The following is a 14,168-nucleotide window of genomic DNA, read 5'->3' on the forward strand; positions in this document are numbered from 1 at the left end:
GTCAAACTCCCCGCCACACCTGTCCACTGTAGATTGCATACCGTATGTCTTAGCCACATCGTGGCCCTCCCGCTGCCTCATGTCCAGGGGATGACCGGAAGAAGTCCGGTTTCTTAGGCTGTGTTAGCCGTAGGGACCAGATTCGGCAGCGGCTCGTACTCCACGATGTTGTCCAAAGAGGGCCCCATCGCGGCATTTGCCTCGCGTTCACCATCACCTCGACCAACACCGGCACCTGGGCGTGCTCTGCCTCCGCGGTCGCCCACGCCAGCGCGCCGGCGATGTCCTCCGGGCGATCCACCCGGCGAGCCGGGCAACCAAAAGCATCCATCAGCTTGACGTGGTCGATGCCGCCCTCGCCGTAATGCAGGTCCACGGCGAAATTCATGTCGTACGGCAGTTCGGCCTGTCGAATCAGGCCCAGATATTCGTTGTTGACCATGACAATCACGAACGGGATCCGATACTGCGCGCGCGACCGCGATCTCCTCCATCAGGAACTGGAAGGAATAGTCGCCCACCACCGCGACGACGGATCGGTCCGGATACGCGCATTTCACGCCGATGGCGGCCGGAATCTCCCAGCCCAGCGGGCCCGCTTGACCGCACACCAGATAGCGGCGCGGCAGGAACGTACGCTGGAACTGCCCGGACCAGATCTGATAGAGCCCGATCGCGGTGACAAAAGTGGTGTCAGGGCCGTAAAACTCGTTGAGCTCGCGATAGACCCGCGGCGGCTTGATGGGCACGGCGTCAAAATCGTCCCGCCGGACCAGTGTCGACCGCAGTTCCCCCACCCGTTCGGGCCAGCGTCCGGTGGGCCGGGGCGGAGCGAGTTCCTGAGCCTGGAAAGCCAAGGCGGCCAGCGTGGACCGCGCGTGTCCCACGATGCCCAGGTCCGGCTCGAAAACCTTGCCGAGCTGGGTCGGCTCGATGTCCACGTGGATGAATTTGCGGCCTTTTCGGTACGTTTCCAGGTCACCGGTGTGCCGGTCACCAAATCGCGCGCCCACCGCCAGCACCAGGTCACTCTCCAGAAAGGCCGCGTTGCCCCACAGCGTCTGCGTCTGGATTCCCGCCATACCGGCAAAGAGCGGGTGGTCTTCGGGAAACGCGCCTTTGCCCATCAAGGTGGTCTGCACCGGGATCTGCAGCCGCTCAGCCAGATTCCGCAGCTCGTCGGCGGCGTTCGCGATGATCACACCGCCACCGGCCAGGATCAGCGGCCTTTCGGCCTGCAACAGCATCTGTACGGCTGCCCGGATGCCCTGCGGCGACGGCTCCGGCACCTCGATCGGCAACGGAGCGTCCACAGTGGAGTCGTAAAGACACGTCCCGCGCTGCACGTCGATCGGCAGGTCGATCAGCACCGGCCCAGGCCGGCCGGACTGCGCGATCCGGAACGCCTCCCGGAAAACCCAGGCGGCCTGCGCCGGTTCTTTGAGCTGTACGGCCCATTTCGTCACCGGTTTGGCGATCTCCACGATGTCGACCGCCTGGAACGCCTCCTGGTGCAGCTTCGCCCTGGCGGCCTGGCCGGTGATGCAGATCATCGGGATGGAGTCTGCCATCGCGGTGTAGAGGCCGGTGATCATGTTGGTGCCGGCAGGTCCGGACGTACCGATGCAGACACCGACTTTTCCGGTCGCTCTTGACCATCCGTCAGCGGCATGAGTGCCGCCTTCTTCGTGCCGGACGGTGAGGTGCTTGATGGAGCTTGTCCGCAGCGCCGCGTAGAGGGGCAGGATCGCCGCGCCCGGAATGCCGAAGATGGTGTCCACGCCCTCCGACTCCATCACCGCGACGGCGGCCTCCATGCAGGGAATGCGCTTCACAGGCTGGCCTTTCGTCCGGAAAAACTCTCGATGACCTTCAGCAGGGCCGAATGGTCGAGGCTGCCGTAGCCCTGCTGGCGGGCCGCCGAGATGAGCTGCGCGACCAGGGCCGCGGTCGGCAGCGCGACCTCGGCCTCCCGCGCGGCGGACAGCACGATCCCCATGTCCTTGTGATGCAGGTCGATCCGAAAGCCCGGAGCGAATTCCCGGGCGACCATGGTTTTCCTTTTGAGGTCAAGAATTCTGCTGGCGGCAAGACCGCCGGCGAGTACGTCCAGACCGGTACCGGCGTCCACCCCGGACGCCTCCAGCAACACGATCGCCTCGGCGACCAGCGCGTACGTGCCGCCAACGACCAGCTGGTTGGCCGCTTTCACACGGTCTGGCCGGCGCCGTGCGGTCCAACGTGCACGACCGTCTTGCCCAACGCGTCAAAAAGAGGTTTCGCACTCTCAAAATCGTCGGCGTCGCCGCCGACCATGATGGAGAGCACCCCGTCAACCGCGCCTTTTTCGCCGCCGCTGACGGGGGCGTCGAGGACCCGCACCCCGCGGGTGTGGCCGGCCTCCGCGATCCGCCGGGAGGTCTGCGGCCGAATGGTGCTCATGTCGATGACGAGCACCCTGGGTTTTACGTTCTCCAGCACGCCTTCCGGCCCGAAGGTCACCGCTTCCACCTGGGGCCAGTCCGGCAGCATGGTGATGACCGCATCGACACCATTGACCGTCTCGGCAATGCTGGCGGCGCCGTTTCGCCGCCCGCCTCAAGAAGGCTGCGCGGACCCTTTTCGGCCAGATCAAAGCCCCTCACGCGATAGCCGGCGCGGACCAGATTGCCAGCCATTGGCGCACCCATGATGCCCAACCCAACGAACCCGACGGTGGTCACGACGAGACCTCCACTGTGGACGGCCGGAACGGCAGCCAGTCGAAGCTGTCCGCGCTCGGCCCGACCGGCTTGTATTCCAGGCCGACATAACCGGCGTAACCGGAGGCGTCGAGCCGCGCGAGCACCTGCTCGTACGGGATGGCCCCGGTGCCGGGCTGGCCGCGGCCGGGCACATCGGCTATTTGTACGTGTCCGAACCGGTCAGCGGCCCGGTCGATCAGCTCGATCGACTCTTCGCCCATCCGGTGCAGGTGATAGAAGTCGGCCAGGAACGCGATGTTGTGCAGCCCGCTTTCGGCGCGTACGCGATCAATCACCGTGAGCGCCGCGCGGGAGGACGTGAGCGGATAGTGCGGACTCTCGTACGAGTTGAGGGCCTCGACCACCACGGTCGCACCGATCCGGTCCGCCGCCGCGGTGGCGAGCACCAGATTTTCCACCGCCAGCTCGTCCTGCCGCGCTGGCGAGGTGTCCGCGTCGCGATTTCCGTAGAGGGCGTTCAAAGTGCGGCAGCCCATTCGTTGCGCGAAGCCGACCGCCACCTCGATGTTCGCCACGAACCGGCCGCTCTCGGCCGGCCGGGACAGCAGCCCGCGGTCCCCCTTTGCCATGTCACCAGCATCAAAATTCAGTCCGACGAGCTGCACTCCAGCGTCGTCGAGGGCGCGCTGCAGAGCATCCAGGTCGGCGTCCGGCGGCGTCGGGCCGGCGAACGGCCACCACAGCTCCACCGCGCCGAAGCCCGATGCTGCCGCCGCGGCCGGTCTTTCCAGCAACGGGATCTCGGTGAAAAGGATGGAAAGATTCACATCGTACGTAATCGGCATTCTGCTCCGATCTCAGGCGGCCGCGGTGCTGTGCAGTCGCTCGCGCAGGAGGCGGGCGGCCTCGCTGGGGGTCTTGCCGACGCTGACGCCGGCGGCTTCCAGGGCGTCTTTCTTTGCCTGGGCCGTGCCGGCCGAGCCGGACACGATCGCCCCCGCATGGCCCATCGTTTTGCCTTCAGGGGCGGTGAAACCGGCGACATATCCGATCACCGGCTTGGTGACGTGCTCCTTGATATATGCGGCGGCACGCTCTTCCGCATCGCCGCCAATCTCTCCGATCATCACGATCGCCGCGGTCTCCGGGTCGTTTTCGAAGGCCTGCAACGCATCGATGTGCGTCGTACCGATCACCGGATCACCGCCGATGCCGATCGCCGTCGAGAAGCCGATGTCCCGCAGCTCGTACATCATCTGGTACGTCAAGGTGCCCGACTTGGACACCAGCCCGATCGGTCCCGGCCCGGTGATGTCCGCCGGAATAATGCCGGCGTTTGATCGGCCAGGACTCACGATGCCCGGACAGTTCGGCCCGACGATCCGCGTCCTGTTACCAGTGTCCACGGCGTGCGCCCAAAATGCGGCCGAGTCGTGGATGGGCACGCCCTCGGTGATCACCACCGCGAGGCCGATCGACGCGTCGATCGCCTCCAGAACGGCGGTCTTGGTAAAAGCCGGCGGCACCAGGATGACGGTGACATCGGCCTCGGTGAAGGCGATCGCCTCGGATACGGACTCGAACACCGGCAGCGATATGCCATCGAAGTCGACTTTCTGGCCTGCCTTGCGGGGATTGACACCACCGACCACGGTGGTGCCGGCCCGCAACATTCGGGCGGTGTGCTTCACACCCTCCGAGCCAGTCATGCCCTGGACAATGACTCTGCTTTTCTCCGTCAGGAAAATGGCCATGTCTCAGGCTCCCGCCACTGCGAGTTCGGCGGCCTTCGCAGCCGCGGTATCCATCGTGTCCATCACGGTCACCAGCGGATGGTTCGCCTCCGCGAGGATCCGCCGGCCCTGCACCACGTTGTTCCCGTCCAGCCGTACGACCAGCGGTTTGGACGCCTGCGCACCGAGAATCGCCAGCGCCTGAACAATTCCGTCCGCGACCGCGTCACAGGCGGTGATCCCGCCGCCGAAAACGTTGACGAAAACGCTGCGCGTACATCCGGATCGCCGAGAATCACCGACAATCCGTTCGCCATCACCTCCGCCGAGGCACCGCCGCCAATGTCCAGGAAGTTGGCGGGTTTGACACCGGCGTACGCGACAACGTCCAATGTGGACATCACCAGCCCGGCTCCATTGCCGATGACTCCGACCTGGCCGTCCAGTTTCACGTAGTTCAGGTCCAGCGCTTTTGCCTTGGCTTCCAACGGATCCACGACAGCGGAGTCTTCCTGCGCTGGATGCCGATAGGCGGCGTTGTCGTCGAGCGTGATCTTGCTGTCCAACGCGACGATATGGCCGTCCCCGTCCCGTCCGAGCGGATTGATCTCCAGCAGCGTGGCGTCCTCGGCGACGAAGCACTCCCAGAGTTTCACCAGCACCTCGGCGACTTCCTCGGCCACCTCGGCCGGAAACCGAGCGGCCGCCACGATTTCCCGGGCCTTGCCGAGATCCACTCCGGCCGACACCGGGATCCTCGCCAGCGCCTCGGGCTTGGTCGCGGCCACTTCCTCGATGTCCATGCCGCCTTGGATCGACGCCATCGCAAGGAAAGTACGGTTCGAACGGTCCAGCAAGAACGAGACGTAGTATTCCTCGACCACCTGACAGGCGGCCGCGACCAACACTTTGTGCACGGTGTGGCCCTTGATGTCCATGCCGAGGATCTGCGCGGCCTTACTGACCGCATCGGCCGGGTCCGCGGCCAGCTTGACGCCGCCGGCTTTGCCGCGCCCGCCTGTCTTCACCTGGGCCTTGACCACTACCCGACCGCCCAGCTGCGCGGCCACCGCGGCCGCCTTGGTCGGATCGTTGATCACCGAGCCAGCCACCACCGGCACGCCATGGGCGGCCAGCAGGTCCTTCGCCTGGTATTCGTACAGATCCACTTACGTTCCTCCGATCGAACCAGGTCGATAGTATGCAGTATTCAATTTCCTTCGTCTAGCTGTGGCCACGGTCACATCGGTACGGTAGATTGCATACAGTATTACGTCAACCGTGGGAGGTCGCGATGTCCGTGACGACGGAATCCGTGCCGGGACTCGTCCGCGAGGTGTACGACTGCTGCGGCCGCCGCTATCGGGTCGGGCCGTCGGCGCGGCGGCTCACCGGCCACTCGCGGGCGTGGTGGATGCTGTGGCTGCCGTGGGCCGCGATGGCCGCGGTCGGCGTGCTGCAGTACGGCTTCGGCGCCGCCGTACCAGCGCTCTCCGCCGCCCACGGCTGGCCGCCGGCACAGACATTCTGGCTGCTCGCGCTCTGGACGGTGTGCCAGGCCGGCGTCGGCCTCCCCACCGCCTACCTGCGCGAACGCGGCGTCGTCGGGCCGCGCACGGTGATGCTGCTGGGCGCCGCGCTCTGCCTGGCCGGCCCTGTCACGCTGGCCAACAGCAACACGATGGGCGCGGCCGTCCTGGGCTATTCGGTGCTCAGTGGCACCGGCGCCGGGCTGGTCTACGCGGGCGCCACCTCGGTGGCCTCGAAATGGCACCCAGAACGGTCGGCCAGCAAGGTCAGCTTCGTGACCGGGGCTTTCGCGTACGGCTCAGTGCCCTTTGTCATCGCGTACGTCATCGGCATGACGCCCACCAATCTGCCGGTCTTTATGGGCGTCACTGGGTTGCTTATCGGGTTGGTTGTCGCCTTCGCCGGCATCCTGCTGCGCGATCCGCCGGCGCACTGGTGGCCGCCGCACCTCGACCCGCAGCGCTGGGCGCTGGACAACCGGCTGAACCCGGGTCGAGTGGCGAACCCGCCGGCGGTCCGGCAGTTCACCCCGCACGAGGCGATCCGGACCGGCGTCCTGCCGATCATGTACGTGCTGCTCTTCTTCGCGGGCGCGGTGTCCCTGTTCAACGTGACCTTCTTCGCCACTTACGCCCTCTGGTCCGGCCTCACACCCTGGCCGATCGCGGTCGGCGCGGCCCTGCTGGTCGGCCTCAACGGCGCCGGCCGGGCGTTCGCCATCCGGGTCTCGAACCGGCTCGGCCGCCGCCGCACGCTCAGCTTCGTCCTCAGCACGCTCGCGCTCGGCCAGCTCTGCTTCGCCGGCGCCGCGAGCGCCGGCATCCGGCCGCTGCTGTTCGTCGCGGTCGCCCTCGCCGGCATCGGCGGCGGCGCCTTCTATCCGCTGTTCGCCAGCCTCACCCGCGACTATTTCGGCGAGCGCAACACGCTGGAAATCCACGGGGTGATCTACAGCGCCAAGGCTTTCGCAGGCATCTGCGGTGTCGGGCTCGCGGCCGTGGCAGTGCCCGCCTTCGGATATCCCGCGGTGTTTTTGCTGGCATGTGTACTCGCGCTCGGATCCGCGTTGCTCAGCCGCCGACTCCGCCGCCCCGGCCACCACTGATTCAGTGTGTAGGCCTGGGTCGGCGCTGATCGTCACGGATGGGGGGCGTGCCCGGGCTTGTCGTACAGGTGACCCGCGTACCGCGGCAGCAGATCGCGGAGCTGGCCGACCTTCACCTTTTCCGGCGTCGTAAGAGACGCCGGTCCATAGATGCGGTAACCGCCGTCTTCCCGCCGGGTGGCGCCGTGTTTGCTGACCCATTCGGGTGACGGCTGACGGGACGCCCGGAACCTGACCGACAACGCGGCCGCGCTGCCGTCACCGTCCACGTCGATACGTTCGAGTGCGTCCCAGCCGATCGTGAAAGTCTCGCCTGTCCCGTGCGTCCGGCCGGCTTGGTTGTTGGCCAGGTAGTGAGCAGCGAGCAGCGTCTTGCCGCCTCGGACGGTGGGCGCCTTGTAGACAACCGTCAGCTTCTTGGCGTCCAAGGTGATGGTGTCAGATTTGACACCCCGCGTTGCCAGCAAACCAAAAAACACGCCAAGCACCGCTCCAGCCGCCGCACCACATGCCCCGGTCACCAGCGGCTTGACGTACCAGGCAGCACCAGCGTAAATCTGCACGTCTGGTCTGAGCGTCATAATAATCGCCAGTGGCACGGCAAGGAACCAAGCCCAGATCTGGGCATGAAGGGAGACGTTTGTTTTCAGCATGTCGAACGTGGTGTTGGTAAGCGTGACCGGTGCTGGTCCTATCCGACTCGTGGTGTTTCCAGCCACGCTTTCCGCCCGGGCAGCGCGAAGAGCCGCGGCGACTTCGCGCGCATTGGCCGGCCGGTCGGCGGGGTCTTTGGCCAGCAGTTGGTGAACAAGGTCGGCAAGCTCGTCAGCCACGCCGGACAGTCGGGGCGCCGGGTCAGCGAGATGTTGATGCGCATAAGCAAGATAGGTCGGGCCGGGAAATGGCGGTTCACCGGTCAACAACAACACATGCAGGGTGGCTCCGAACGCGTACAGATCCGTGCGGGCGTCGACAGATTCTCCGCGCCACTGCTCAGGAGCCATAAACGGTGCCGTGCCCACCGTCGTACCAGTTTTCGTCAAACGAGCAGACGCCTCAGCATAATGAGCGATCCCAAAATCGCAGATCTTTACGCCGCCGGCCACCGATATCAGATTTTCCGGCTTGATATCGCGGTGCACAACGCCACGGTCATGCGCGTACGCGAGTGCGTCCGCCACTTTTGCCATGAGCTCCAACGCCATATCGACGGGCATCACGCCTGCCTTGGCGAACGTGTGCCCAGTCAGCAACTCCATGACAAAATATGGATGCCCGTCGTGCTCGCCAATGTCATGCACGACAGTGATTCCCGGATGCTGCAACGCCGCCGCGGTACGCGCTTCCTGCCGCAGCCGGTTGGTCAACTCCCGATCGTCGTCGAACGCCGAGAGCAGGATCTTGATCGCCACCTGCCGGCTCAGCTCCTGGTCCCGGGCTTCCCACACCTCCCCCATGCCGCCCCGGCCCAGCCTCCTGACCAGCCGGTATCGCCCACCCAAAACCGCCTCAGCCTGCACGACTCGTACCACCTCCCCCGTCTGACGAGGGTCCCGACCTTAGCCCACCTCCGCAAGGCCGGACCGCTTGGACGCGGCACCGGCGCACCGCAACAATCACTTGCCCTTTCAGGCTTCAGAGATAAAAGTTTTCGGGCTTTACAAAGGCGAACTACCCCACCCAGACGGATTTCAGGTTGCAGAACTCCCGAATCCCGTGGGCGGACAGCTCCCGACCGTAGCCGGAGCGTTTGATGCCACCAAAAGGCAGCTCCGGGTACGAGGTGGTCATCCCGTTGATGAAGACATTCCCGGCTTCCAGCTCCACGGCGAACCGGGCCTGCTCGTCAGGGTCGGTCGTCCACGCGTTGGAGCCGAGGCCAAAACTCGTCGCGTTCGCCACCGAGAGCGCGGCATCAAGGTCGTCCACTCGATAAAGTGAAGCCACCGGCCCAAAAACCTCTTCGAGATAGATCCGCATCTCGGTCGTGATATCGGTAATGACGGTCGGCGGGTAGAACCAGCCCGGACCTTCCGCTCTCGACCCTCCACAAAGGACGGTCGCGCCGCTCTTCACTGCCTCGTCGACCAGTTCCTCGACGTCCGTACGCCCCCCTGCTCAGTCGCCAGCGGCCCGACATTGGGTGGCCGGATCCATCGGATCTCCGACCTTCAGTGCCTTCATTTTCTCGACGAAAAGCCGGCTGAATTCGGCAAAGGCGTCGGTGTGGACGATGAAACGCTTGGCGGCGATGCAGGACTGACCGTTGTTCTGCACTCGCGCGGTGACCGCCACCGATGCCGCCTTCTCCAGGTCGGCCGACGGCATGACGACGAAAGCATCACTGCCGCCCAGCTCCATCACCGTTTTTTTGACCTCGTCACACACAAATCGCGGCCACCGAGCGGCCGGCGGGCTCGCTGCCGGTCAGCGTCGCCGCGGCCACTCGCGGATCACGCAGGACCTGCTCGACCTGTTTCGAGCCGATCAGCAGTGTTTGGAAGCAACCAGAGGGAAATCCGGCTCGTACGAACAGATCTTCCAGATACAGCGCGCTTTGCGGCACGTTCGAGGCGTGTTTGAGCAGGCCCACGTTGCCGGCCATCAGCGCCGGCGCGGCGAACCGTACGACCTGCCAGAGCGGGAAATTCCACGGCATCACAGCAAGCACCACACCCAGCGACTGGTACGAACCGTAGGCCTTCGACGCACCGACCGCGGCCGCGTCGACCGGCTCGTCGGCGAGGAAGTGTGCCGCGTTCTCCGCGTAAAAACGCATGCCCTTGGCGCACTTGGCCGCTTCGGCGGCGGCGGAGGCGAGGGTCTTGCCCATCTCCGCGGTCATCGTCCGCGCGATATCGTCCTTCTCCGCGTCCAACAGCTCGGCGGCGGCCCGCATCCAACCAGCCCGCTCGGCGAACGTGGTCCGCCGGTAGGTCAGCCAACGCTCGTGCCCGCGGCCGATCGCCGCCTCGATCTGCTCACTGGTGAGCGCGTCGAAAGTCTTCAGGGTCTCCCCGGTGGCCGGGTTGATGGTGGCGATCGGCACGACTGTCCCTCCTGCGGCGGATCCAACAGGTACGACTTCACGCCGGAACGGCCCGGCCGTCAAGTCGAACGGCCGGGCCGTGCCAGCGTGACTTCAGCGCGCGCGGCCACCGATTCCATCAGTGCGTAGAACCACTTCCCATCACCGGTGTGGAAAAACTCGAACCACGCCTCCAGGGTTTCCTTGCTGCACAGGTCCAGGCGCTCCAGCACCAGCCGCCCAAGATGCAACCCGCCAGTCGAGTTCGCGGTGATCAGCGGGCCGTCCACGACCGCCGTTTCCGGCACGTACCGCGGCTCCCCGGTGTAGTCCGGCGCCACCATCTTCAGGTATTCCAGCGCGTTGCTGGTGTGCCGCCGCTCGTTCAGCAGGCCGGCCGCGCGGCGCGCGCGCCGTCGCACCGCAGATGGCCGCCACCGGCACCTCGTGGTCCAGCAGATCGGCGACCTTGCCGAACACCGGCGCGTGCTGGGACTCGTGCCAGGTCTCGGCGCCCGGAAGCAACAGCACGGCCGTGTTCTCGGTGGTGACCTCGTCGATCGTCGCGTCCGGCACGATCCGCACGCCGCCCATGGTGACGATCGGGTCCAAAGTCAGGCCGACGGTACGCACGCACCGGCACCGGCTCGATGCTAGGCCGGAAGTAGCGGCCGGTGTTCAGCTCCGGCAGAACGTATCCAAGCTCCCAGTCCGAAAGCGTGTCCATCACGTAGGTGTAGGCGTACTTCATGGGAAAACTCCTCAATCGCGGTGACTCATTGATCGAATCAGCTGACTGACGCCCTGACCAACACCCGTTTGGCTCTTGTGACAACCGATGGTTGTCGACCATCGTGGACGGATGGATCTTGACCTTGGCCAGGTCCGGGCCTTCGTCTCGGTAGCCGATCAGCTGCACTTCAGTCGCGCCGCCGGGGACCTCTTCCTGACCCAGCAGGCACTCTCAAAACGCATCAAAAGACTCGAACAAACCGTCGGTGTCTCCCTTTTCACCCGGAATGTACGATCCGTCCAACTGACCAGGGCTGGCGACCGTTTCCTGCCGTACGCACGCGATCTGCTGGCCACCGCGGAGGCGGCCGGCCGGGCATTGCGCGAGTCACTGCCGGCGATCCGGGTGGATGTGTGGGGGCAAGTGCACGCTCCCACCCACGTTCTTCGTGCGGCTGGCAGCGACACCACTCTGTCGCTCAGCATGCGCCGAAGTGACGCGGCAAGCACCGGCGCGCTACGCCGCGGCGAGCTGGATTTGGCCTTCGTCGGCACCCTCACCGCGCCGCTCGCTGACCTCTCGTACGAGGAGGTGTACCGCGAGCCGATGGCCGTCCTCGTCCATCCGGACCATCCGCTGGGGAACCTGGAAGTCTGGACCGTTGACGACTTACGCCACACTGGTATCTGGTACCCCGACCTCTCCGCGGTTCCTGAGCTACAGGCCTTTTTTCACGACTACGCCAAGGACAACGGCATTGATTTCACCGTCGAAGGCACCAACCTGGGGCTGCGCGACGGGGTCGCGTTGATGCGGCAGGATCCCGCGCGGGTCACCGTCCTGGGCGCGGAATGGGACATCGGCGACGAGAAGGTGCTGCGGCGAGTGCCGCGCTCACACCGACGCCGGCCTATTCGTGGTCGATGGCGTGGCGCAAGAACGACCGGAATCCGGCCCTCGCCGCGCTGGTTCAGCGTATCCGCCAGGTCGTACGACGCAAGGGCTGGCTGGATCTGGCCGATAATCCCGCTTTTGTTGACGGACCGCGTCGGGGATGATTCTTCACGTTGGTCTGGACCAAGGGAGACGGGTCGCCATGCGTGTAAGAAAAACTGTTGGGCATCACGGTCGCCATCGCGACAGCCATCACCGCCGGTCTGGTGGCGTTCGCACCGCCGGCCGCCGCGTCGGTGTTCAGCCCGGGAGCGCCCGGCATCGGTGACCCGTACTTTCCGTTGGAGGGCAACGGAGGTTATCGCCCGCTGCACTACGACCTGAACCTGTCGTACGACCCAGCCACCAAGAACCTCGCCGGCGTGATGACGCTGACCGCGGTTGCCACCCAGAACCTCTCCAGTTTCGATCTGGATCTTCAGGGCCTGAACGTACGCTCTCGTGTGTCGGTGGACTCCTTCCCGGCGGCTTTCAGCCGGAACGGCCAGGAGCTGACCATCAAGCCCCGCTTTGGCCTGCTGCGCGGCGGCCCTTTCCTGGTAGCGGTGAAATATGACGGCTCACCGCAGACGATCGTCGGATCGCCGGTCGTCTTCGGCGCGCCGTACGGCTGGATCTACACCGACGACGGCGCCTTCGTCGGCTGCGAGCCCAATGCGGCCAGCACCTGGTATCCGTCCGACGACCACCCGAGCATGAAGGCGACTTTTACTTATCACATCACGGTTCCGGCGGACCGCTCGGTCGTGGCGAACGGTGATCTCCAGTCGACCAGGCACCATGGCGACCAGACCACCTTCACCTGGAACGAAACCAGCCCGATGGCCACCTACCTGGCGACCATCGACATCGGCAAGTGGCAGTTCCGCAATGGCCGTACGCCCGGTGGCATCCCGGAAACCACCGCCACCGACCCGGCGCTGGCCACCCAGGCCGCCGGCATCTCTATGACCTGACCGGCCAGGTGACCGACTACTGGAGCAAGATGTTCGGCCCGTACTCCTTCAGCTCCACCGGCGCGATCGTCGACAACGTCCCGGACATCGGTTTCTCGCTGGAAACCCAAACCCGCCCGCTCTACGGCTTCGCCGCCGGCCCCGGCACGGTCTCCCACGAACTCGCCCACCAGTGGTTCGGCGACACCGTTTCGGTCGCCAGCTGGCAACACATCTGGCTGAACGAGGGCTTCGCCTCCTTCGCCGCCTGGCTCTGGACCGAACACACCGGCGGCCTCCCCACCGCGCAGAGCGCCCTCAACGCGTACAACCGCTTCGCCGCCACCAGCCCGTTCTGGAACCAGTCCATCGCCGACCCGCAACGCGACACCATGTTCTCCAGCGCCGTCTACAGCCGAGGCGCGATGACCCTCGCAGCCCTGCGCCAACGCATCGGCGACGACAAGTTCTTCCGGATTTTGCAGACCTGGACGGCTATTCACCCGCTACAGCACGGGCACCACCGACCAGTTCACTTCGCTGGCCCAGAAAATCAGCGGCCAGGATTTGAGTGGGTTCTTCAAGACATGGCTCTGGGACAAAACAAAGCCCGCCTCTTTTTCTTAGGCAGGTCCGTCGTCGAGTGCGGGACAAAACCCTACACTCGACGTCGAGTGCGGCATAAAGTCCCGCACTCGACGAAAACCAAGCCCCCACCCATCAGGAACGAGACGCAGCAGCGACAGCCGCGGGCGTGCAGGGTCGTACGATCCGGCGGCTTTCGCGCAGCAAGAGATCCAGAAGCGGACTAGCGCTTCGCCGGGGCCACATCAGCGCCAGCCGCAACGGCTCCGCGTCGACCAGCGGCAGCCACACCAGCTTCGGGAACGCGAAATACGTGGCGGTCGACGCGGGCGCGATCCAGCTTCCGCGGCCGGCGGCGACCAGTTGCAGGCATTCCTCCGGCGTACGGCCCTCGGGACCGAAGATGGCGGGGGTGCCGTCCGGGCGAGGGTCGATGAACCAGAATCGGACGACCGCCGGCGGCATACCCGCCCGCGGTCCGACGATCGGCTCGTTCGCCAAATCGGCGATCCGCAGCTCGGTACGGGCGGCGAGTGGATGGCCCGGACACAGTGCCACCATCCGTGGCTCGGAGATCAGGTCGTGGCTGGTGAAACGGTCGTCGTCGCCGATCGGCAGCCACAGGAAGGCGGCGTCCGGCACCGTTGACCAGCGCGGCACCCTGTTTGGCGACCCGGCGCAAGGCGGCCTCCACGTCGGGCATGAAATGGGCGGTGCTCTGCCCTTTGAAGGCGATCCGCAGCCGATGCGACTTCCCCTCGCCGAGCAGATGCCTCCTCGCTCATCATCGTGGTCGCGGCGGCCACCAGCGCGCCCCCTGTTTGGCGACCACCTCCGCCCGGCCGTCGTCAGCTCGACAC

Annotated in this window: 11 protein-coding genes and 5 pseudogenes; 4 read left to right on the top strand and 12 right to left on the bottom strand. The window is 65.5% G+C overall.

Annotation, left to right across the window (positions count from 1 at the left end; genetic code table 11):
* Positions 1-49: 49 nt before the first annotated feature.
* The 6 genes and pseudogenes from GNX96_RS67300 to sucC form a co-directional block, all read right to left on the bottom strand.
* Positions 50-442 (bottom strand): thiamine pyrophosphate-dependent enzyme, encoded by a 393-nt coding sequence (locus tag GNX96_RS67300; RefSeq protein WP_279581046.1) that lies wholly within the window; start codon positions 440-442, stop codon positions 50-52.
* A gap of 43 nt (positions 443-485) precedes the next feature.
* Positions 486-1,817, bottom strand: a pseudogene (locus GNX96_RS21205) (thiamine pyrophosphate-binding protein); the annotation flags it as partial.
* 14 nt (positions 1,818-1,831) lie between these two features.
* Positions 1,832-2,723, bottom strand: a pseudogene (locus GNX96_RS21210) (2-hydroxy-3-oxopropionate reductase).
* Entirely contained in the window at positions 2,720-3,550 is an 831-nt protein-coding gene (locus GNX96_RS21215) for a hydroxypyruvate isomerase family protein (RefSeq protein ID WP_163569401.1), read from the bottom strand. The pseudogene GNX96_RS21210 and the gene GNX96_RS21215 overlap by 4 nt, the downstream one beginning before the upstream one ends.
* A gap of 12 nt (positions 3,551-3,562) precedes the next feature.
* Positions 3,563-4,459 (bottom strand): succinate--CoA ligase subunit alpha, encoded by an 897-nt coding sequence (gene sucD / locus GNX96_RS21220; RefSeq protein WP_163569402.1) that lies wholly within the window; start codon positions 4,457-4,459, stop codon positions 3,563-3,565.
* 3 nt (positions 4,460-4,462) lie between these two features.
* Positions 4,463-5,607, bottom strand: a pseudogene (gene sucC / locus GNX96_RS21225) (ADP-forming succinate--CoA ligase subunit beta).
* 125 nt (positions 5,608-5,732) lie between these two features.
* On the opposite strand from sucC, the gene GNX96_RS21230 reads away from it, so the two are divergent.
* On the top strand, positions 5,733-7,073 hold the full coding sequence (locus GNX96_RS21230) for an OFA family MFS transporter (RefSeq protein ID WP_163569403.1): 1,341 nt from the start codon (positions 5,733-5,735) through the stop codon (positions 7,071-7,073).
* Between the two features lie 32 nt (positions 7,074-7,105).
* Here the strand turns inward: GNX96_RS21230 and GNX96_RS21235 are convergent, their stop codons facing one another.
* The 5 genes and pseudogenes from GNX96_RS21235 to GNX96_RS64365 form a co-directional block, all read right to left on the bottom strand.
* Entirely contained in the window at positions 7,106-8,593 is a 1,488-nt protein-coding gene (locus GNX96_RS21235; protein ID WP_163569404.1) for a serine/threonine-protein kinase, read from the bottom strand.
* A gap of 151 nt (positions 8,594-8,744) precedes the next feature.
* Positions 8,745-9,434 (bottom strand): annotated as a pseudogene (locus GNX96_RS64355) (aldehyde dehydrogenase family protein).
* A 19-nt stretch (positions 9,435-9,453) separates the two neighbouring features.
* Positions 9,454-10,122, bottom strand: a complete 669-nt coding sequence (locus GNX96_RS64360) for an aldehyde dehydrogenase family protein (RefSeq protein WP_390624096.1) — start codon at positions 10,120-10,122, stop codon at positions 9,454-9,456.
* A gap of 59 nt (positions 10,123-10,181) precedes the next feature.
* The gene (locus tag GNX96_RS53870) at positions 10,182-10,523 is read right to left on the bottom strand and encodes a type 1 glutamine amidotransferase family protein (RefSeq protein ID WP_279581039.1); all 342 of its coding nucleotides are present in this window, start codon (positions 10,521-10,523) and stop codon (positions 10,182-10,184) included.
* Between the two features lie 52 nt (positions 10,524-10,575).
* Positions 10,576-10,695 (bottom strand): annotated as a pseudogene (locus GNX96_RS64365) (glutamine amidotransferase); the annotation flags it as partial.
* Between the two features lie 268 nt (positions 10,696-10,963).
* Here GNX96_RS64365 and GNX96_RS21250 point away from each other — a divergent pair.
* The 3 genes from GNX96_RS21250 to GNX96_RS53880 are packed head-to-tail and all read left to right on the top strand — an operon-like array spanning position 10,964 to position 13,535.
* A complete protein-coding gene (locus GNX96_RS21250; protein ID WP_163569405.1) occupies positions 10,964-12,112 on the top strand; it encodes a LysR family transcriptional regulator in 1,149 nt (382 codons plus the stop codon).
* Entirely contained in the window at positions 12,070-12,744 is a 675-nt protein-coding gene (locus tag GNX96_RS53875; RefSeq protein ID WP_279581040.1) for a gluzincin family metallopeptidase, read from the top strand. Before GNX96_RS21250 ends, GNX96_RS53875 begins: the two co-directional genes overlap by 43 nt.
* Complete coding sequence (locus GNX96_RS53880; protein ID WP_279581041.1) at positions 12,645-13,535, top strand: M1 family aminopeptidase; 891 nt, start codon at positions 12,645-12,647, stop codon at positions 13,533-13,535. Before GNX96_RS53875 ends, GNX96_RS53880 begins: the two co-directional genes overlap by 100 nt.
* Here GNX96_RS53880 and GNX96_RS21260 read toward each other — a convergent pair.
* Positions 13,444-13,968 carry a LysR substrate-binding domain-containing protein gene (locus tag GNX96_RS21260; protein ID WP_163569406.1) on the bottom strand — a complete coding sequence of 175 codons (525 nt, stop codon included), beginning with the start codon at positions 13,966-13,968 and terminating at the stop codon, positions 13,444-13,446. The two genes, GNX96_RS53880 and GNX96_RS21260, sit on opposite strands and share 92 nt — an antisense overlap.
* Positions 13,969-14,168 lie beyond the last annotated feature (200 nt).

It is taken from the genome of Fodinicola feengrottensis (genome assembly GCF_010993775.1).
Taxonomy (GTDB): Bacteria; Actinomycetota; Actinomycetes; order Mycobacteriales; family HKI-0501; genus Fodinicola; species Fodinicola feengrottensis.